The organism is Shinella sp. HZN7 (assembly GCF_001652565.1).
Lineage (GTDB): Bacteria > Pseudomonadota > Alphaproteobacteria > Rhizobiales > Rhizobiaceae > Shinella > Shinella granuli.
The window spans coordinates 634481-652485 of the sequence record NZ_CP015736.1; the positions used below are offsets into that span (position 1 = coordinate 634481).

The 18005-nt window shown below is 67.0% G+C and carries 18 protein-coding genes; 12 read left to right on the forward strand and 6 right to left on the reverse strand.

The annotated features are described in order from the left end of the window. The first annotated feature begins 17 nt into the window (after positions 1-17). Positions 18-1061: a substrate-binding domain-containing protein gene (locus tag shn_RS03080; protein ID WP_064329095.1), complete on the forward strand. Its 1044-nt coding sequence runs from the start codon at positions 18-20 to the stop codon at positions 1059-1061. Between the two features lie 100 nt (positions 1062-1161). Here the strand turns inward: shn_RS03080 and shn_RS03085 are convergent, their stop codons facing one another. From shn_RS03085 to shn_RS03095, 3 genes are all read right to left on the reverse strand, one after another. Beyond that, complete coding sequence (locus shn_RS03085; protein WP_064329096.1) at positions 1162-3216, reverse strand: bifunctional aldolase/short-chain dehydrogenase; 2055 nt, start codon at positions 3214-3216, stop codon at positions 1162-1164. A gap of 61 nt (positions 3217-3277) precedes the next feature. Beyond that, positions 3278-4249 (reverse strand): sugar-binding transcriptional regulator, encoded by a 972-nt coding sequence (locus shn_RS03090; RefSeq protein WP_064329097.1) that lies wholly within the window; start codon positions 4247-4249, stop codon positions 3278-3280. A 177-nt stretch (positions 4250-4426) separates the two neighbouring features. Continuing rightward, positions 4427-5167 (reverse strand): SDR family NAD(P)-dependent oxidoreductase, encoded by a 741-nt coding sequence (locus shn_RS03095; RefSeq protein WP_064329098.1) that lies wholly within the window; start codon positions 5165-5167, stop codon positions 4427-4429. A gap of 98 nt (positions 5168-5265) precedes the next feature. Here shn_RS03095 and shn_RS03100 point away from each other — a divergent pair, with 98 nt between their 5' ends. Beyond that, positions 5266-5889 carry a TetR/AcrR family transcriptional regulator gene (locus shn_RS03100; protein WP_064329099.1) on the forward strand — a complete coding sequence of 208 codons (624 nt, stop codon included), beginning with the start codon at positions 5266-5268 and terminating at the stop codon, positions 5887-5889. 3 nt (positions 5890-5892) lie between these two features. Here the strand turns inward: shn_RS03100 and shn_RS03105 are convergent, their stop codons facing one another. Further along, positions 5893-6309 carry a DUF2000 domain-containing protein gene (locus shn_RS03105; RefSeq protein ID WP_064329100.1) on the reverse strand — a complete coding sequence of 139 codons (417 nt, stop codon included), beginning with the start codon at positions 6307-6309 and terminating at the stop codon, positions 5893-5895. A 129-nt stretch (positions 6310-6438) separates the two neighbouring features. Here shn_RS03105 and shn_RS03110 point away from each other — a divergent pair, with 129 nt between their 5' ends. Continuing rightward, positions 6439-6930, forward strand: a complete 492-nt coding sequence (locus tag shn_RS03110) for an Lrp/AsnC family transcriptional regulator (RefSeq protein ID WP_064329101.1) — start codon at positions 6439-6441, stop codon at positions 6928-6930. 15 nt (positions 6931-6945) lie between these two features. On the opposite strand, the gene shn_RS03115 is transcribed toward shn_RS03110, so the two are convergent. Next, positions 6946-7866, reverse strand: coding sequence for a GntR family transcriptional regulator (locus shn_RS03115; protein ID WP_064329102.1), 921 nt, complete (start codon positions 7864-7866; stop codon positions 6946-6948). Between the two features lie 133 nt (positions 7867-7999). On the opposite strand from shn_RS03115, the gene shn_RS03120 reads away from it, so the two are divergent. The 9 genes from shn_RS03120 to shn_RS03155 all read left to right on the forward strand — a co-directional run bounded on the left by shn_RS03120 (position 8000) and on the right by shn_RS03155 (position 16883). Then, positions 8000-9184, forward strand: coding sequence for a C45 family peptidase (locus shn_RS03120; RefSeq protein WP_084437730.1), 1185 nt, complete (start codon positions 8000-8002; stop codon positions 9182-9184). Then, a complete protein-coding gene (locus shn_RS03125) occupies positions 9166-10107 on the forward strand; it encodes an ABC transporter permease (RefSeq protein WP_064329103.1) in 942 nt (313 codons plus the stop codon). The genes shn_RS03120 and shn_RS03125 overlap by 19 nt, the downstream gene beginning before the upstream one ends. Beyond that, entirely contained in the window at positions 10104-10937 is an 834-nt protein-coding gene (locus shn_RS03130; RefSeq protein ID WP_064329104.1) for an ABC transporter permease, read from the forward strand. The genes shn_RS03125 and shn_RS03130 overlap by 4 nt, the downstream gene beginning before the upstream one ends. Before the next feature lie 4 nt (positions 10938-10941). Beyond that, positions 10942-12621: an ABC transporter ATP-binding protein gene (locus shn_RS03135; RefSeq protein WP_064329105.1), complete on the forward strand. Its 1680-nt coding sequence runs from the start codon at positions 10942-10944 to the stop codon at positions 12619-12621. Between the two features lie 27 nt (positions 12622-12648). After that, positions 12649-13500, forward strand: coding sequence for a hypothetical protein (locus shn_RS03140; protein WP_064329106.1), 852 nt, complete (start codon positions 12649-12651; stop codon positions 13498-13500). 33 nt (positions 13501-13533) lie between these two features. Then, the gene (locus shn_RS03145; RefSeq protein WP_064329107.1) at positions 13534-15078 is read left to right on the forward strand and encodes an ABC transporter substrate-binding protein; all 1545 of its coding nucleotides are present in this window, start codon (positions 13534-13536) and stop codon (positions 15076-15078) included. 61 nt (positions 15079-15139) lie between these two features. Further along, entirely contained in the window at positions 15140-16126 is a 987-nt protein-coding gene (locus tag shn_RS03150; protein ID WP_245337356.1) for a C45 family peptidase, read from the forward strand. Then, a complete protein-coding gene (locus shn_RS37390; protein WP_256388497.1) occupies positions 16114-16239 on the forward strand; it encodes a hypothetical protein in 126 nt (41 codons plus the stop codon). Before shn_RS03150 ends, shn_RS37390 begins: the two co-directional genes overlap by 13 nt. Beyond that, positions 16239-16883, forward strand: coding sequence for an FMN-binding negative transcriptional regulator (locus shn_RS03155; RefSeq protein ID WP_064329108.1), 645 nt, complete (start codon positions 16239-16241; stop codon positions 16881-16883). The genes shn_RS37390 and shn_RS03155 overlap by 1 nt, the downstream gene beginning before the upstream one ends. An 86-nt stretch (positions 16884-16969) precedes the next feature. Here shn_RS03155 and shn_RS03160 read toward each other — a convergent pair whose 3' ends face one another. Further along, complete coding sequence (locus shn_RS03160; protein ID WP_064329109.1) at positions 16970-17893, reverse strand: hypothetical protein; 924 nt, start codon at positions 17891-17893, stop codon at positions 16970-16972. Between the last annotated feature and the right edge of the window lie 112 nt (positions 17894-18005).

Consider the following 18005-nt stretch of genomic DNA (forward strand, 5'->3'; position numbering starts at 1 on the left):
CAGTGGAGGAGACTGACATGAACCTTACTCGCAGAACCCTGGGCAGGATAACGCTCGGGCTGATGGGCGCGGCGGCCTTCGCCGTGCCGTCCTTCGCCGCCGACATGCCGGCGCCCTTCGACAAGCCCGGCGACGTGAAGATCGCGCTCGTGCGCTACCTTTCGACCGGCGACTTCTTCCAGTCCTACCTCGCCGGCGTCGAGGCGCAGGCGAAAGCCATCGGCGTGGAGTTGCAGGTCTTCGACAGCCGTCAGGACGCGGCCCTCCAGGCCGACATGGTCGACCAGGCGATCGCGCTCGGCGTTCAGGGCATCATCATCCAGCACGGCCTGACGGAATCCATGAAGGAGGCCGCCCAGCGCGCGGTCGACGCCGGCATCAAGGTCGTCGCCTTCGACGTCAACGTCGAGAACGAGAAGATCCCGCAGATCGAGCAGTCCGACCGCGACCTCGCGCGCCTGGCCCTCGAACAGGCGATCAAGGACAATGGCGAGAGCTTCAAGGCCGGCTATGTCTACGTCGCCGGCATCGCGCCGCTCGACCGCCGCGACGAGACCTGGAAGGAATTCAAGGCAAAATATCCGGGCATCAACGAGGCCGCCCAGTTCGGCACGATGGACAACCCGATCGCCAATTCGGTCGCCAACCAGGCCCGTTCGGTGATCTCGGCCAATCCGGACATCACCGTGATGTTCGCCCCCTATGACGAATTCGCCAAGGGCGTGAAGATCGCCGTCGACGAGGCGGGCCTCACCTCCAGCGTGAAGATCTACTCCGCGGACATCTCGACCTCCGATATCGCCGCCATGCGCGAATCCGGCTCCGCCTGGGTGGCGACGGCCGCGACGAACCCGGCCGTGGTCGGCCAGGTCTCCGTCCGCTCGCTGGCCATGCTGCTCGCCGGCGAGGATCCCGGCAAGCAGGTCATCGTCCCGCCGACGCTGATCACCCAGCAGGACCTCAACGACCAGGACATCAAGAACATGGAGGAGCTCGGCGCCAAGCTGCCGCAGTTCGCCCATGCGGACGTCGCCATGCCGGCCTGGATGCCGAAGCCCTGATTGCTGACCAGGAGAATGAAAAAAGGGGGCGGTCCACAGGCCGCCCCTTTTGCATATATATTGAGGAGGGGCGGAGCAGACTGTGTGCCCCGCTCGAAACTCAGCGCATCGCCGCCGCGATATTGCCGCCGTCGACGGTGGTCACGTCGGCGGTCGTGCGTTCGGCGAGCGCGTGGTGCACGAAGGCGCGGGCGACGTCCTCGGCGGTCACTTCGAGGCCGAGCAGGTTGCCGCCCATATAGTCCTTGACGGAAAGGCCGCGGGCCGCGGCGCGGCGCTCGATCATCTCGTCGTTGAGCAGGCCCGAGCGGATGCGGTCGGCGTTGACGGCGTTGACGCGGATATGGTCGGCGCCGTGCTCCAGCGCGTATTGCCGCGAGAGGAACAGCGTCGCGGCCTTGGGCAGGCCGTAGGCGCCGAATTTCGCCCCCGGATTGACCGCCTGCTTGGAGGCGTTGAAGAGCAGCACGCCGCCGGTCTTCTGCGCCTTCATGATGCGCACGGCGTTCTGCGCGACGCTCTGGTGGGCGAAGAAGTTCAGTTCGAAGCTCTTGCGCAGCAGCGCGTCGTCCATCGTGGCGATCGGGCTTTCCCATGCCGCGCCCGCATTGGAGACGACGATGTCGACGCCGCCGAAGGTGGCGACGGCCTGATCGAAGGCGGCGCGCACGGAGGCGGGATCGGTGATGTCGGCGGCGATGCCGATCGAATGGTTGCCGGCGGCCTTCGCCACCGCGGCCGCCTTCCCGCCGTCGAGGTCGAGCACGACGGCATGCGCGCCTTCCGCCACGAAGGCCTTGACGATCGCCGCGCCGATGGCGCCCGCGCCGCCGGTGACGAGCACGACCTGGCCGGTGAACGGCTTCGGCCTGGCGCCCGCCAGCTTCGCCTGCTCCAGCGACCAGTATTCGAGGTCGAAGAGGTCCGGCCGGCTGACCGGCTCGAAGCGGCCGACGGCTTCCGCGTCGCGCGCCGCCTCGATCCACATCTCTCCGACATCGACGGCGATCGTGGCGTCCTTGTAGGTGCGGCCATGGCCGAACATGCCGAGGCCGGGCACCAGCGTCAGGCGCGGCATCGGATCGAGCATGACGCGCTTGACGTCGTCGCGGGCGTCGTTGCTGCGGAAATAGTCGGTGTAGTCGGCCGCGAAGGCGGCGACCCGTTCGTCGATCACGGCGCGATAGAAGGCAAGGTCGTCCTTCGCCGGGGCCGGCAGCACCATCGGCCCCGTCTTGATGCGGATCGAGAGGTCGGGCGTCGAGACGCCGCGGGCGGCCATGTCCGCGACTTGCGCCGCGTTGACGAAATCAAGGATCGCCGGGGAGGCGCGGAAGACGCTGACCATGCGGTCGTAGCGGCCTTCGCCCCTGTCGACGGCGACGGCGCCGCGCAGCATCGGCGCGATGTCGCCGGGGTCGGCGAGCGCGGCGGGAAGGGCGGCCGGCGTAAACGGGTTGCGGCCGTTCCGCTTCACATGATCCTCGGCCAGCGTGACATGGTGGATCATCCGGTCATAGGCTTCCTTCGCCGTCTCGCCGAAGGTGAAGATGCCGTGCTTGTCGAGGATCAGGCCCTCGACCGTCGGATCCCGGTCGAACACCTCGGCGGCCGCCTTGGCGAGGGCGAAGCCGGGCATGATATAGGGCACGAAGCCCATCTTCCTGCCGAAGAGCTCGGCGCACATGCTTGCGCTCTCCGCCTGGTCGGCGATGGCGAGGATGGCGGTCGAATGGGTGTGGTCGACGAACTTGTGCGGCAGGAAGGCGTGCAGCAGCGCCTCGACGGACGGGTTCGGCGCGCCGGGATCGATGAGGTTGGCGCGCAGCAACGTCACCATGTCCTCGTCCGAGAGTTTGGCGAGCTTGCGGCTCTTCAGCAGCGGGCCGATCTTCACCGCAGGCAGGCCCGGCGGCTCGATCGTGCCCATGTCCCAGCCGCTGCCCTTGACGCAGAGCACGGCATGCACGTCGCCGACGAGGTCGGTCATCTCCGTCTTCACCGAGGTGTTGCCGCCGCCATGCAGCACGAGCCGCGGCTCGCCGCCGAGAAGCCGCGTCGTATAGGTGCGCAGCGCCAGGTCCCGGTTGACGCCCTTCGCCGCATAGCCGGCGACGACCTGTTCCGCCTCGTCGTCGCGCCAGAGATTTTCCATCGTGTTCAGCCTCCCGATAAACCGGCCCGGCCGGCATCGGCGGACCGCATATTTTCCTGGCTCAGCGCCCGGCCTTGCCGAGCCCCTCGCGGTTCCAGCGGTCCAGCACCCGCCGCGCCATCGATGCCGTGACGATGAGATGCGAGGCGAAGCCGCCCTTCAGCGCCGCCATCAGCGGTTCGAACTTGCTGTCCTCCTGCACGACGAGCATGCGCTTGCGGATCGCGCGGATGGAGGCGAGGTCGGCGGAGATGCAGCGCCGGTTGTGCTCGCAGTCCATCCACTGGCCATCGTGGTCGATGAGCTGCCCGGCGATGACGCCGGCCGCGCCCCGCTCGCCCATCGCGTGCATGTCGGCGGCCGAGAGCGCACCGCATTTGACGAGATGGCTGTCATCCTCGATGCCACCGACGGAATAGAGCGCGAGCTGGCAGTCGGAAATCGTCGCGAGCTGTTCCCGGATGACCGGCTCGCCGCGCAGCTCCTCGGCCAGCCGCTCGGAGGACAGCACGAGCGGCGCGTAGAAATTGATGCCCTCCGCATTGAGGCGGCGGGCGATTTCCGTGGTGCACTGGTCGGGACGATAGGAATAGGGCGCGCCGAGATTGCCGCAGAGTTGCACGACGGTGACGCCGCTGAGATCGGCGAAGGGCATGACATCGGCGATGTGGTAGACGGTGCGGCCCCAGGCGACGCCGATCCGGTCGCCCTTGTTGATGAGTTCGAGGAAGACCGAGGCGGCGACGACCGGCATTTCGGCGGCCGGGTCCATGGCCTGCCGGTCCTCCGGCACCAGCCAGGCCGTGGTCAGCCCCGTGGCGTCCTCCAGTTCGCGGGCGAGAACGTCGTCGGAAAAGAGGTCCGTCGAGGTGGTGATGGTGACGATGCCCATCTCGCGCGCCTTGCGCAGATACATGGCGATGGAGGCGCGGGAGATTTCCAGCTTCTGCGCCACTTCATCCTGCCGCAGCCCATGCGTATAATAGAGCCAGGCGGCCTTGTGGATGATCTGGTCGTTGGCGCGGATGGGCATTGAGGGTCTCTCGCGAAGGGGTTCTGACATTATTCATTGTCGCTGACAAAAGTCAATGCGCCGGAAACGCGCTGCCCGGAAGCCTCACGGCTATGCGTTTTCCTTCACACGAAAACAGCGGAAGGGCATCGGCCACTTCCGCTGTCCGGGTCTTCCATGAAAGGCGCGCCGCGCGTCCTATGCGTTGGTGCCGCCGTCGATGACGTGTTCGGCGCCCGTCACGAAGCGGGCCTCTGGCCCTGCCAGCCAGGCGACGAATGCCGCGATGTCGTCCGGGCTGCCGAAGCGCGGGATCGCCATCGTCGCGCGCTGCATGTCCGCCGTCTCCCCTTTTGCCGGGTTCATGTCCGTGTCGGTGGAGCCCGGATGGATGATGTTGGCGGTGATCCCTCTTGGCCCGAGGTCGCGGGCGATGCCGCGCGTGAAGCCTGACAGCGCCGCCTTGCTCAGCGCATAGAGGCTGATGCCCGGCCAGGGCACGCGCTGCGCCAGGTTGCTGCCGATGGTGATGATCCGGCCGCCATCGGGCATGTGGGCGATGGCCTGCCGGGTGGCGACGAAGACGGCGCGCACATTGACGTCGATCGTGCGGTCGAAATCCTCCAGCGTCAGGTCGGAGAGCGGCGCGGCATGGAAGATGCCGGCATTGTTGACGAGGATGTCGATGCGGCCCTCGGCCTTCGCCGTTGCGTCGACGGCCGCCGCAAGGGCCGCGGCGTCGCGATTGTCGGCCTTGATGGCGACGGCCTTCCCGCCGGCGGCCTCGATGGCCGCAACGGTGGCCGCGGCTGCCGCCTCCGCGCTGGCATAGGTGAGAGTGACGCGCGCGCCTTCCTGCGCCAGCCGCCGGGCGATCGCCGCGCCCATGCCCCTGCTGCCGCCGGTGACGAGGGCGGTTTTTCCGTCGAGATTTGCCATGTCCTATCTTTCTGTATTGATCGATACATAATTACTGGTCGTCTTGCCGAAGCGCGTCAAGTGAATTATTTATCGGTCGATACAAAAAGGAGGCGAGAATGGCGCCACGCGGCCGACCCCGGGCGTTCGACAGGGATGCGGCCCTGCGCAAGGCCATGGAGGTCTTCTGGGCGAAGGGGTATGAGCGCGCCTCGCTCGCGGATCTCACCGAGGCGATGGGCATCAACGCGCCCAGCCTCTATGCGGCGTTCACCAGCAAGGAAGCGCTGTTCCAGGAGGCGCTGGCGCTCTATTCCGCAACGGAAGGCTGCGACATCTGGGAAGGCGTGCCGGCCGCCCCGACCGCGCGAGCCGCCTGTGCGCACCTGCTGCGCGCCACCGCCGAGGCCTTCGCGCGCGACGAAAAGCGCCGCGGCTGTCTGGTCGTGTTGTCCGCACCGCAGACGGAAGGGTCCAGTCCCTCCATATGCGAGACGCTGAAACACCATCGCGCGGCGACCACGGCCGTGCTGCGCGAGCGCCTGCGGCGGGCGGTTGCGGAGGGCGACCTTCCCGCGACGGCCGATGTCGAAGCCATCACGGCCTATGTCGTCACCGTGCAGCACGGCCTCTCCATCCAGGCGCGCGACGGCGCGTCCCGCGAGACGCTGCTGGCCATCGCCGACTGCGCGATGGCGGGCTGGGAGAACCTCGTGTCCGTCGGCCGCCCGCCGGCGGCGTAGTTGTCAGCGGAGCAGTTTCAGGGAACCCGTCAGGGATTTGATCCATCGGCTTTCGCCGACGAGCCCGAGCCCGTCGATGCTCTCCTCGCCGAGATCGCGCTCGGGGAACGTCGCCTCGTAGTCGGCATAGCTGTGCAGTGCGCGCGCGAAGGACGGGAAGGCGACGATGACGCGGCCGTCCTGCCGCGGCAGCGCCTTGGCCAGCAGCGCGCCGATCGTCCGGCTGTCCGCCTGCAGCACCGGCACGGGCCTGTTGGCGCTGATGTCGATCGTCGCCTGCCGGCGGTCGGTGAGCTGGCGGGCGCCGAGCGCCGGCATGGCCGCACCCATGCCGATCGAGACGGCCGCGATCGTATTGGCGAGATGGCCCGGCGGCAGGTCGGGATTGACGATGATGGCGAGGCGGATGTCCCGAAGCATGATGGCCTTTCTCCTGGTTGCGGTGCCGGCAAGACTACAGGGGGAAGGCGGGCAGGTTCTTTCTGATCTTGCTAGAAAGAGCGAAATAAAGGTAGGTTCTGCCCGTTGTAGTAAATATAGGGGCAGGATATGCCGGATACGCTCGCCGCATCGGATGTGAGGATCCTGAAGGCGCTTCAGGAGGACGGGCGCTTGAGCAACCAGGCGCTTTCGGGCGCGGTGGGCATGTCCGCCTCGCCGTGCTGGCGGCGGGTGCGGCAGCTGGAGGACGAGGGGATCATCCAGCGCTACATGGCGGTGCTGGGCCGGCGGGAGATCGGCCTCGGGGTCCTCGCCTTCATCCGCGTCAAGATCGACAGCCACACCGAGGCGGAGGCGGAGGCCTTTGCCAGCGAGGTGATGAAGCTCGATTGCGTCGTCGCCTGCTACAGCATCGCGGGGGATGCGGATTTCCTGCTGCAGGTCGTCTCGCAGGATCTCGACACCTATTCCGACTTCGCCATGAGCGTCGTGCGGCGGCTGCCGGGCATCAAGGAGATGCAGACCACCTTCGTCCTCAAGGAGATCAAGCCCTTCAGCGGCCTGCCCTTGCCTGCTGAAAGCGCCCGCCGCGGCCGGTAAGGTCTTCTCGGGGCGTCAGTCGCGTTCGCCCGTGCCGTATTCCAGCGCCTGTTTCAGGTGCTGGCGCAGCAGGGCCTCGGCCCAGTCGAGATCGCCATTTTCCACCGCGTCGAGAATGGCGAGGTGCTCGCGGCAGGACTGCTCGATGCGTTCGGCCGGCAGCTCGAAGAAGGCGGCCGATTCCTGCATGCGGCGCAGGTTGTTCTGGTGGCGGATCGCGTCGGTGAGGAACCGGTTGCCGGAAAAGCCGGCAAGGTTCTCATGGAAGAAGGCGTTGACGCGGAACCACTCGTCGCTGCCCGAGCGGCTGGCGGGATCGTCAAGGATGCGTTCGTGCGCGCGGCGGATCTGCGCGGCGATCTCCCTGTCCACCTTGAAATACGGCGTGCGCAGCGCCGAACATTCGACGATGGTGCGGAACTCGTAGCTCTCCCGATAGGCGTCGTCGCCGACCAGCGTATCGACGAAGCGCCAGCCATGGCCGGGCAGGCGCTGCGCCAGTCCCTCGGCGGCAAAGCGCATCAGGAGCTTGCGCACGGTGCCGCGCGACACGCCGTAGCGCGGCATGAGCTCGGCCTCCGACACGTCCTGCGGCAGGGCGCCCTGTGCCCGCTCGCGCAGCATGCGCCGGTAGAGGTCCTCGATCGGCGAGACCGGCAGGATTTCGGCAAGGTCGAGCGTCGAGACGTCGCGCGCGACGCGCAGGCCCCGTTTCTCCATCGGCTGCAGCACGCCTTTTTCCACGAGCAGATCGAGCGCGCCCGCTATCGGCGAGCGCGATACGCCGAAGAGCCGCGCCAGCTCGGGCGCCGAAATGCGGGTGCCGACCGTCAGGTCCGCATCGCGGATCCGGTCGATGATCCGGCGGGCCAGATCGAGTTGCAGGGTGCTGGGGCCGTCCGCCTGCTCGGCGTCCGAAAGGTCCGTATCGTCCATGGGTCCCTCATGATTATTTGCATTATAGCGCGAACACAACGCAATGCGACCCGATAAATTTCCAAAATTAGTGCTTTTCATATCTATAAAGTGCATTAAGCTGCGATCCAAGACGGAAACGAGGCAGCGGCATATGGCAGAGATCACCCCTTTTCCCCTCATCGAGATCAGCGGCCCGCCGCGCGAGCGTGGCCGCCTGTACGGCGAGAAGGCGCGTGAGCGCATCCGCCTCTCGGCCGGCCTCTACACCGGCCAGCTCCACAAGCTCGGCTTCGACGACGCCAATATCGAGCGCCTTGTCGCCGCCTTCCTGCCGCGCATCCGCGACTGGGCGCCGGACCTGGTGACGGAGATGGAGGGTATCGCCGAAGGGGCGGGCATCGGCCTCTCGGCCATCGTTCTCGTCAATGCGCGCACCGAGGTGCTGCAGCTTGCAAGGCTGGAGGCGGGCGCTGCCGACGAGGAGCCGGACGGCTGCACCGGCGCCGTGCTGCTGCCGGAGGTGACGCGCGACGGCACGGTCATCCACGGCCAGAACTGGGACTGGCGCGCCGAATGCGCCGATACCTCCGTCGTGCTGCGCATCCTGCGCGACGACGGGCCCGACATTCTGACCTTCACCGAGGCCGGCGGCCTTGCCCGCAGCGGCTTCAACGCCGCCGGCATCACGATCACCGCCAACTATCTCGAGAGCGACCGCGATTACCGCGAGATGGGCATTCCGCTGCCCTTCATCCGCCGCCGGGCGCTGGAGGCGCGGCATTTCGCGATGGCGCTGCGCGTCGTCGCCATCACGCCGAAATCCGGCTCCAACAACATGATGCTGAGCACCGCCGAGGGTTATGCGGTCGATCTCGAATGCGCGCCGGACGAGGCCTTCCCGATCTACCCGCAGGACGGCATGATCGTGCATGCCAACCACTGGCAGAGCGCCGTCGCCCTTTCCAAGCTGAAGGAAACCGGCCTTGCCAATGTGCCCGACAGCCTCTACCGCGATCACCGCGTCCTGACGGTCCTGCGGGAAAGCGGCGGCAAGCTCGGCGTCGAGGACCTGAAGCGCGCCTTCTTCGACGATTTCGCCGCGCCCTTCTGCGTCTGCCGCGCGCCGCTCGCCAAGGAGGGCGGCAATCTCTCGGCGACGGTGGCGATGATCCTCTGCGAGCCGGCGAAGGGCGTCATGGAGATCGCCCCGCTGCCGGCGATCAACCGCACCTTCACGCGCTATGAGCTGGCCATGGACGGCGACGCCTTCGCCCGCGCGGCCGGCGCCGCCGATGAAACGCTCGGCAGGGGGAAACGATGGTCCGCTTCCTCCTGACCCGCATCGCCACGGCGATCCCCACGCTGTTCCTCGTCTCCGTCACCGTCTTCGCGCTGATGCGGGCGATCCCCGGCGATCCGGCGGCCCTGATGCTGGGGGACCTCGCCCAGCCCGGCCAGCTGGAGGCGCTGCGCGCCGAGATGGGCCTCGACCAGCCGATCATCGTGCAATATCTCTACTGGCTCGGCGACGTGCTGAGCGGCGATTTCGGCCGGTCGATCGCGACGCGCCAGCCGGTGCTGCCGCTGATGCTGGACCGCTTCTCCGTCTCGGCCACCATCGTGCTCGTCGCCGTCTTCTTCGCGACGCTGATCGCGGTGCCGGCCGGCATGTTCGCCGCCTGGCGGCAGAACCGCGCCGGCGACATCGCCGTCATCGCCACCTCGACGCTGCTGCTCTCCATCCCCAGCTTCTGGCTCGGGCTGATGCTGCTCTTGATCTTCGGCCTGCAGCTCGGCTGGTTGCCGGTGGTCGGCTACGTGCCGTTCAGCCGCGATTTCGGCAGCGCGCTGCTCTACATCATCCTGCCCGTCGTGACGCTGGTCCTGGTGGAATCCGGTTCGATCACCCGCATGGCGCGGGCGAGCACCATCGAGGTGGCGCGGCTGGAATACATCACCCATGCGCGGGCCAAGGGGCTTTCGGAGGCGACCGTCATGTGGCGCCATGCCTTCAAGAACGCCTTCGCTCCCACCCTGACGCTGATCGGCCTCGTGCTCGGCAGCCTGCTCGCCAACATCGCCGTCATCGAGACCGTCTTCACCATTCCCGGCCTCGGCCGTCTGCTGGTGGATGGCATCTATGCCCGGGACTATCCCGTCGTGCAGGGCTGCATGCTGTTCACCGCCTTCCTCTACGTGGTGGTCAACCTCCTGGTCGATCTCCTCTATCCGCTTCTCGATCCAAGGGTGACGGCATGATCGCGCGGGCATTCGGCCTTCCGGCACTGCGTTTCAACGGCCTGATCGGCATCCTCGTCGTCGGCCTCCTCCTCCTCGTCGCGGTCTTCGGCCCGTGGCTCGCGCCCTACGATCCCCTGAAGCTCGACCTCATGGCCCGCCTCAAGGGCCCGTCCGCAGCGCACCTGCTCGGTGCCGACGAGTTCGGCCGCGATCTCCTCAGCCGGCTGATCCACGGCGCGCGCACCAGCGCCTGGATCGCCTTCGCCACCGTGGTCTTCGCCATCGTCTTCGGCACGATCCTCGGCGTGCTCGCCGGCTTCCTGCGCGGCTGGACGGACCGCATCCTGATGATGGTCAACGACGCGCTGCTCGCCTTTCCCGGCCTGCTGCTCGCGCTCGGCTTCATGGCGGTGTTCGGTGCCAGCCGCAACGGCATCATCGTGGCGCTCGGCATCGCCTACATGCCCGTCGCCGTGCGCGTGGTGCGCGGCACGGTGCTGTCGATCCGCGAGCGGGAATTCGTCGAGGCCTCGCGGGTGATCGGCAACAGCGGCATCGTCACCATGTTGCGCCATGTGCTGCCCAACTGTCTCGCGCCGATCATGGTGCTGGCGACGACGATGTTCGGCTGGGTCGTGCTGTCGGAAAGCGCGCTCTCCTTCCTCGGCCTCGGCGTGCCGCCGCCGGCGCCGAGCTGGGGCAACATGCTCTCCACCGGCCGCCCCTACATCAATCAGGCGCCGCATATCATCATCCTGCCCGGCCTCTGCATCTCCATCACGCTGCTCGGCGTGAACCTGCTTGGCGATGCGGTGCGCGACTGGCTCGATCCCAAGATGCAGGATTGATCCCATGGCTGGCATCGAGACCGTGCTTTCCGTCGAAAACCTCTCCGTCCGCATGGGGCAGGCCGGCCTCACCGTGGTCGACCGCCTCGACTTCTCCCTGCCGGCCGGCGAGATGCTGGCGCTGGTCGGCGAGTCCGGCTCCGGCAAGACCATGGCCGCCCGCTCCGTGCTCGGCCTGTTGCCGCCGCCCTTCATCGCGACGCCGGAAAGCCGCATCCGCTTCAGGGGCACGGACCTCGTCAGCGCCCCGCCGGAGACGCTGCGGCAGATCCGCGGCGCCGGCATCGGCATGGTGTTCCAGGAGCCGATGGTCTCGCTCAACCCCGCCATGACCATCGGCCGGCAGATGGCCGAGGGGCTGGCGCTGCACAGGAAGCTCGGCAAGGCCGAGATCCGCGACATGAGCCTTGCCATGCTGGAGCGCATCCGCATCCAGGATCCGGCACGCTGCCTTGCCGCCTTCCCGCACGAATTCTCCGGCGGCATGCGCCAGCGCATCATGCTCGCCTCCGTCATGCTGCTGAAGCCGGCGCTGCTCATCGCCGACGAGCCGACGACGGCGCTCGACACGCTGATCCAGCGCGACGTGCTCGACCTGATGGTGGAGCTGACGCAGGAGAACAACACCGCGGTCCTCCTCATCAGCCACGACCTCGGCATGGTCTCGCACTATGTCCGCAACGTCGTCGTCATGCACAAGGGCAGGGCTGTGGAGCACGGCGACAGCCGGGCGGTGCTGCACGCCCCGAAACACGACTACACCCGGCGCCTCGTCGACGCCCTGCCGCGCCGCAGCGCCGGCGGCAGTCGGTCGGGGGGCGCGCCGGCCGAGCCGCTGATCGAGCTCAAGGACGTGGTCATCGATTATCCCGGCCGCGCAAGGCTCTTCGGCCGGGCGGAGGGCAAGCGCGCCGTGCACGGCGTCGATCTTGCCATCAACCGCGGCGAGACGCTGGCGCTGGTCGGCGCTTCCGGCTCCGGCAAGACGACGCTCGGCCGGGCGATCGTCGGGCTGGTAACGCCTTCCGGCGGCACGATGGCCTTCCGCGGCGCGCCGCTCGCCTACCGGCGCGATGCCGGCGGCCGGGCGCTGCGCCAGGCGATCCAGATCGTCTTCCAGGATCCCTATTCCTCGCTCGACCCGCGCCAGCGCATCGCCGGCATCGTCGGCGAACCCTTGAAGCTCGATTCGGTGCTGGACCGGACGCAGCGGCAGGCGCGGGTGGAGGAGGTCTTTGCCGAGGTCGGGCTTGCCCCGGAACTCGCCGACCGCTTCCCGCACCAGCTTTCGGGCGGCCAGCGCCAGCGCGTGGCGATCGCCCGCGCCATCGTCAGCCGCCCCGCCTTCGTCGTCGCCGACGAACCGGTCTCCGCGCTCGACATGACCGTGCAGAAGCAGATTCTGAAGCTCTTCCGCGACCTTCAGACCCGCTACGGCTTCGCCTGCCTGTTCGTCTCGCACGATCTCGGCGCGGTGGAGCAGGTGGCCGACCGGGTGGCGGTGATGGAGAACGGCCGCATCGTCGAGACCGGCACGCGCGACGAGGTCTTCGACCGGCCGCAGCACGCCTATACCCGCCGCCTGCTCGACGCCGCCATGCTGCTCGACCGCACCTTCGCGGGCGCGGATGGCGCAGATGGCGCGGGCGGTTCGCGCCTCCTGTCGGGTACGGCGGGCTCATAGATTTTCGATACGGAGAGGAGACCATCCATGCGCAATGTCAGCGGTCACGGCCGGAAACTGTCCTATTACGATTTCGGCCACACGACCGTCTATGCCTCGCGGCTCGACCAGCGTTTCCCCTATTGCGCCTATGTGCCCGACGACTACGAGGAGGACGGCGAGAAGACCTATCCGCTCGCCGTCATCGTGCACGGCACGGAGCGCGGCATGCAGGCCTATCGCGATGCCTTCGCCGATTTCGCCGAGGCCAACGGCGTCATCGTGCTGTGCCCGCTGTTTCCCGCGAACATCTGCTTTCCGGGCGATCTCTCCTCCTACAAGATGCTGCGGGACGGCGACCTGCACTATGACGCCGTCATGCTCGATATGATCGCCGAGATGCAGGAAAAGTACCGCATCGCGGGCGACCGGGTGATGATGTACGGCTTTTCCGGCGGCGGGCACTTCACCCACCGGTTCCTCTACCTCCACCCCGAGCGCCTGCTCGCCGCCTCGATCGGCGCACCCGGCGTCGTGACGCTGCTCGATTTCGACCACGATTTCTGGGTCGGCCTGCGCGATTTCGAGAAGGTCTTCGGCAAGCCGGTCGATCTCGAGGCAATCCGCAAGGTCGCCGTGCAGATGGTGATCGGCGGCGACGACCGGGAGACCTGGGAGATCACCATCACGCCCGACGACGCCTGGTACATGCCCGGCGCCGACCTTGCCGGCGCCAACCGCAACGATCGCATGCGCGCGCTGAAGAAGAGCTTCGAGCAGCACGGCATCGCCGTGCGCCACGACATCGTGCCGGGCATCACCCACGACGACCGCCAGCTCATAGGCAAGGTCAAGGACTTCTTTGCACAAACGCTGGACGCAATCCGCGAGCGCTCCTGACGATAACGAAGCGGGGAACACCAGGAGATCACCATGAAACGCACATTCCTGATTTCGACGGCGCTGGCCGCGGGCCTGCTGCTCGGCGCCTCGGCCGAGGCGGCAACGCTGAACATCCGCATCAACGCCGATATCCGCGGCACGGAAGGCATCGACCGCGACGCCAATACCGACACCGTGCTGCACCATATCTTCGAGACGCTGGTCGGCTTCCGCGCCGATCTCAGCATCGGCCCCGCGCTCGCCGAGAGCTGGACGGTGTCGGAGGACGGCAGGGCCTACACCTTCACCATCCGCGAGGGCGCGACCTTCCATAACGGCGATCCCGTCACGTCGGCGGATATCAAATGGAACTGGGACCACCGCGTCGCGGCGGGCGCCGAATGGTTCTGCAACGGCTTCTTCGACGGTTCGCAGGGCCTGAAGGTCGAGGCGCTGGAAACGCCCGATCCCCGCACCGTCGTCTTCCGCATCAACGAGCCGAACGCGCTCTTCCTCGCCCAGCTCGCCAACATCCAGTGCAACGGCTGGGTCGCCAGCCCCAAGAATGCCGGGCCGGACGGCAAGTGGATCGACGGCAGCGCGATCGGCAGCGGCTCCTTCAAGCTGAAGGAATGGGTGAGAAGCCAGTACATCACGCTGGAGAAATACGACGGCTACACGCCGCCGAAGGAAAAGGCGAGCGGCTATGCCGGCGACCGCACGGCACTGGTCGACGAAGCGAAATTCCTGATCATCCCCGATACGTCGGCCGCCGAGACGGCGCTCTTCGCCGGCGAGATCGACGTGCTGCCGAACTTCGAATCCCAGCGCATCGAGGATGCCAGGGCGCGCGGCCTGAAGGTTATGACGACGTCGGGCCTTTCCCTGACGCCGCTGCTCATCCAGACGACCGACCCGTTGATGTCGAACGTTAAGCTGCGCCAGGCGATCGCCCGTGCCATCGATTTCAAGCAGATCGCCGCCGCCCGCACGGCGAACCTTGCCGATTTCAACCCCTCCGGCGTGCCGCAGGCGAGTGCCTTCTTCGATGAGGATTTCCTGAAATGGCCGGAATACGATCCGGAGGCCGCCAAGGCGCTGCTGGCTGAAGCCGGCTACAAGGGCGAAGTGATAAAAATCCAGACCAACACCCGCTATCAGGGCATGTATGAAAACAGCATCCTGGTGCAGGCCATGCTGGCCGGCGCCGGCATCAATGCCGAGCTGGAAGTGCTGGACTGGGCCGCGCAGCTCGACAATTACCTCGCCGGCAAGTTCCAGATGCAGTCCTTCGGCTATTCCGCCCGCCTCGATCCTTCGCAGTTCTACGGCGTCATCATCGGCGACAAGAAGGCCGAGCCGACGGCACAATGGGACAATCCCGAGGCCTGGCAGCTTTACCTGAAATCGACCAAGACGACGGATTTCGAGGCGCGCAAGGCCGTTTTCAAGGAAATCCACGCGCTGATGGCGAAGGACCTGCCGATCTTCGGCCTCTATTATGAGCCCGTCGTCGCGGCGGTGGGCGCCAGGATCGAAGGCTTCGACGTCTGGGCGGCCGACAAGGAGCGGGCCTGGGGCGTGAAGAAGGACTGATCCCGGAGCTTGCGTCGGGGCTTTCCGCGCCCCGACGGCCGTGTCCTGTCTGGAGGAAACCATGCGTACCGAAGATCTTCCCGTCATCGATTGCCCGAAGGCGCCGCTTGCCCGCGGGCGGGCGCATGGCGAGGCGCTGCGCGGCACGATCGCCGAAAAGATCGAGCGCTGGCAGGCGGCGATCGGCAAGGCCTATGGCCGGCCGGCGGCGGCCTTCCTGCCCGTCTTCCTGTCGGTGACGGACTTCCGCACGGCGATCGCCGCCCATGTGCCGGATCTCCTGGAGGAGGTGCGCGGCATTGCGGAAGGTGCCGGCATTTCCGAGGAGACCGCCTATGCCCTCCAGCTTATGGACGAGGAATGGTGGTTCGGCGGCTTCGACGGCGAGGGCCATTGCAGCAGCCTTGCCGTCGCGCCGGTGGCGGGGCGCGGCACGATCGTTGGCCAGACCATGGACCTGCCGCGCTGGCACGATGGCGCGCAGGCCGTGCTGCGGCTCGATGACGGTGACAGCGAAATGCTGGTCTACACCTCCGCCGGCCTGATCGGCCTGATGGGCGTCTCCGGCCGCGGCCTCGGCATCTGCGTCAACACGCTCGCCCAGCTCGCCTACAGCCCGCGCGGGCTTCCCGTCTCCTTCGCCATGCGCGGCGCGCTGGCGCAGGAAAACGCGGCCGCGGCCGCGGACTTCCTTTCCCGCGTCCCGCATGCCTCCGGCCAGACCTACCAGATCGGCGACCGCGACGGCATCCGCACGCTCGAATGCGCGGCCGGCAGTGTTGCCGAAATCGCCATTGCCGGCGGCCTCTCGCTCCACACCAACCACCCGCTCGCCAACACGTGCGTTGCGCCGAATGCCAGGCTGTGGAGGGCAGCGGCGATTCGCGAACCCGCCTTCGCAGCCTGCACACCGATTTCTCGCGCGGGCCGGCGGATGCCGAGACCGCAAGACGCGCCCTTGCGGCGCAGCGCAAGGGCGGCGCCGTCTCCATCGTGCCGAAGGGTCTGCCGCGCAGCGATACCAGGCTCGGCCTCATGCGGCAGATGACGGTCGGCGCCGTCGTCTACGAGATCGGCAGGACGGTGTCGCTCTCCGTCGCCGCCGGGCCGCCGAGCGTTGAAAGCTGGCGGCGGCTGGCGGTGCGCGGCGGCCGCGGCTGATGTACACGTCCCGGCATTTCGCCATGGCGGATGAACGCGACATGCGTGCCGCCATCGCGCGCTACGGGCTGGCGACGCTGGTCTCGCACAGCCCGTCCGAAGGATTGCAGGCGACCGCCGTGCCCGTGCTGTTCGACCCGGATGATCCATCGGGACAGCGCCTGATCGCGCACATGGCGCGGGCCAATCCCCATTGGCGCGCCATCGCGGATGACGAGGCGGTGCTCCTGCTCTTCCGGGGACCGGATGCCTATGTCAGCCCCGGCCATTACCGGATGGAGGAGGACGTGCCGACCTGGAACTACTCGGCGGTGCAGGTGCGGGGCAGGCTCGCTCATGCACGCGATGCGGCGGAAAACCGCCGCGTGCTGGAGCGTACGGTGGAGCATTTCGAGGCAAGGCTTGGCACCGGCTGGCACCTGTCGGGTATCAGCGCGGCGGTGGTGGAGATGTATGCCCGCGGCACCGCCTCCTTCTCGGTTGTGATCGACAGGATGGATGCGGCACACAAGATGAGCCAGGACAAGCTGCGGGAGGATGTCACGGCGGTTATCACGGGCCTGTCCGCCACCGAGGACGAACAGGCTCGCGCGGTCGCGGAAGTGATGACGTCGGTGACACTGGTCCCCGGCCGCCATCGTTGAGGCACTTGCGGCGAGGTTCGTGCAGTTCCAGCAGAAGTGCGCAGCGGTTTGCGTCTGGAATTGCGTTAAAACAAAAGTTGGAGCGGTCAGGTCGGCAGGGCCTCAAGGAGGGCGTCGTAAGTCGGGGCGAGCGCCCGCAGGTGCGCGGCGGCGGTTGCATCGTCCCGGATGACCAGCGGATATTGCAGAGAGCCGATGAGCCGGGCCTGCCGGTCGAGGATCGCCGCTGCCCGCGCCTCGCCGATCTGCATGAGGCAGGTGGCGGCGTCCGCGGTGCGGCGGGCGCCGACCCGGACGGCGAAATGGATGAGGTGGTTGCGCAGGTCCTCCTTCATGTCCTTTTCGACCATGGCCGCAAGAGCCTCGGCCGCCGTGCCGTTGCCGATCGTCCCCGGCGGCACCTCGCTGGTGCCGGTGCAGGACAGCCATTTGCGCGCGGCGGGCAGGGCAGCGCGGATGACATCCGCGCTGGAGCGCGCGTTGATCCGGCGGAAGCCGCAACGCAGGGTGAAGGGTGTGCCGTAGTCGAGGGTTTCCGTCCGCCAGGCCTTCAGGAAAAGGTCGAGCGGCAGTCGCGCATAGGGAAAGCCCTCCGGATCGTGCATCAGGACCGATGTCTCATCCATCTCGATGACGACGACATAGTGATCCGCCCCGATCGGTCCCACCCGTCCCGGCTGGTGCCCGAGATGGCCCATCTCCACGGGGCCGATCCAGACCGGCCCATCGGCCAGCGCCGCCTTGAGCGTGTCGAGCGCCGATTGCGGATCGTCGCCGCGCACGAGGTCGGATGTCCAGCCCAGTGCCGCCAAGGCATCGTCGAAGCTTGCTTCCGGCGTCCAGCCGTAGGGATCGAAAAACGGTAGGGTCCCCCCGAGCAAATGCATGCCGAAAGCGCTGCTCGTTGCAAATTCAATTACATTGGGCGGCGGCGACATTTCGCCGAACATCATGGCGAAGGCGTTTGAATAACAATAAGGTCCGGAGCCGGTATAGGAAAAATGTTTCATTCTTACTGTCTCCTGTTTGAAAGAGACGGAGATAGAAGAAGAAATTCACAAATTTTGTCAACGGACGCAAATTTCTTTCTTTTCGCTGCATCAGGGAGAGACGGACGATGGG

Excerpts from the sequence above, each read along its gene's own strand:
- shn_RS03080 (WP_064329095.1), top strand. The coding sequence starts at position 18 with ATGAACCTTACTCGCAGAACCCTGGGCAGGATAACGCTCGGGCTGATG.
- shn_RS03085 (WP_064329096.1), bottom strand. The coding sequence starts at position 3,216 with ATGGAAAATCTCTGGCGCGACGACGAGGCGGAACAGGTCGTCGCCGGC.
- shn_RS03090 (WP_064329097.1), bottom strand. The coding sequence starts at position 4,249 with ATGCCCATCCGCGCCAACGACCAGATCATCCACAAGGCCGCCTGGCTC.
- shn_RS03095 (WP_064329098.1), bottom strand. The coding sequence starts at position 5,167 with ATGGCAAATCTCGACGGAAAAACCGCCCTCGTCACCGGCGGCAGCAGG.
- shn_RS03100 (WP_064329099.1), top strand. The coding sequence starts at position 5,266 with ATGGCGCCACGCGGCCGACCCCGGGCGTTCGACAGGGATGCGGCCCTG.
- shn_RS03105 (WP_064329100.1), bottom strand. The coding sequence starts at position 6,309 with ATGCTTCGGGACATCCGCCTCGCCATCATCGTCAATCCCGACCTGCCG.
- shn_RS03110 (WP_064329101.1), top strand. The coding sequence starts at position 6,439 with ATGCCGGATACGCTCGCCGCATCGGATGTGAGGATCCTGAAGGCGCTT.
- shn_RS03115 (WP_064329102.1), bottom strand. The coding sequence starts at position 7,866 with ATGGACGATACGGACCTTTCGGACGCCGAGCAGGCGGACGGCCCCAGC.
- shn_RS03120 (WP_084437730.1), top strand. The coding sequence starts at position 8,000 with ATGGCAGAGATCACCCCTTTTCCCCTCATCGAGATCAGCGGCCCGCCG.
- shn_RS03125 (WP_064329103.1), top strand. The coding sequence starts at position 9,166 with ATGGTCCGCTTCCTCCTGACCCGCATCGCCACGGCGATCCCCACGCTG.
- shn_RS03130 (WP_064329104.1), top strand. The coding sequence starts at position 10,104 with ATGATCGCGCGGGCATTCGGCCTTCCGGCACTGCGTTTCAACGGCCTG.
- shn_RS03135 (WP_064329105.1), top strand. The coding sequence starts at position 10,942 with ATGGCTGGCATCGAGACCGTGCTTTCCGTCGAAAACCTCTCCGTCCGC.
- shn_RS03140 (WP_064329106.1), top strand. The coding sequence starts at position 12,649 with ATGCGCAATGTCAGCGGTCACGGCCGGAAACTGTCCTATTACGATTTC.
- shn_RS03145 (WP_064329107.1), top strand. The coding sequence starts at position 13,534 with ATGAAACGCACATTCCTGATTTCGACGGCGCTGGCCGCGGGCCTGCTG.
- shn_RS03150 (WP_245337356.1), top strand. The coding sequence starts at position 15,140 with ATGCGTACCGAAGATCTTCCCGTCATCGATTGCCCGAAGGCGCCGCTT.
- shn_RS37390 (WP_256388497.1), top strand. The coding sequence starts at position 16,114 with ATGCGGCAGATGACGGTCGGCGCCGTCGTCTACGAGATCGGCAGGACG.
- shn_RS03155 (WP_064329108.1), top strand. The coding sequence starts at position 16,239 with ATGTACACGTCCCGGCATTTCGCCATGGCGGATGAACGCGACATGCGT.
- shn_RS03160 (WP_064329109.1), bottom strand. The coding sequence starts at position 17,893 with ATGAAACATTTTTCCTATACCGGCTCCGGACCTTATTGTTATTCAAAC.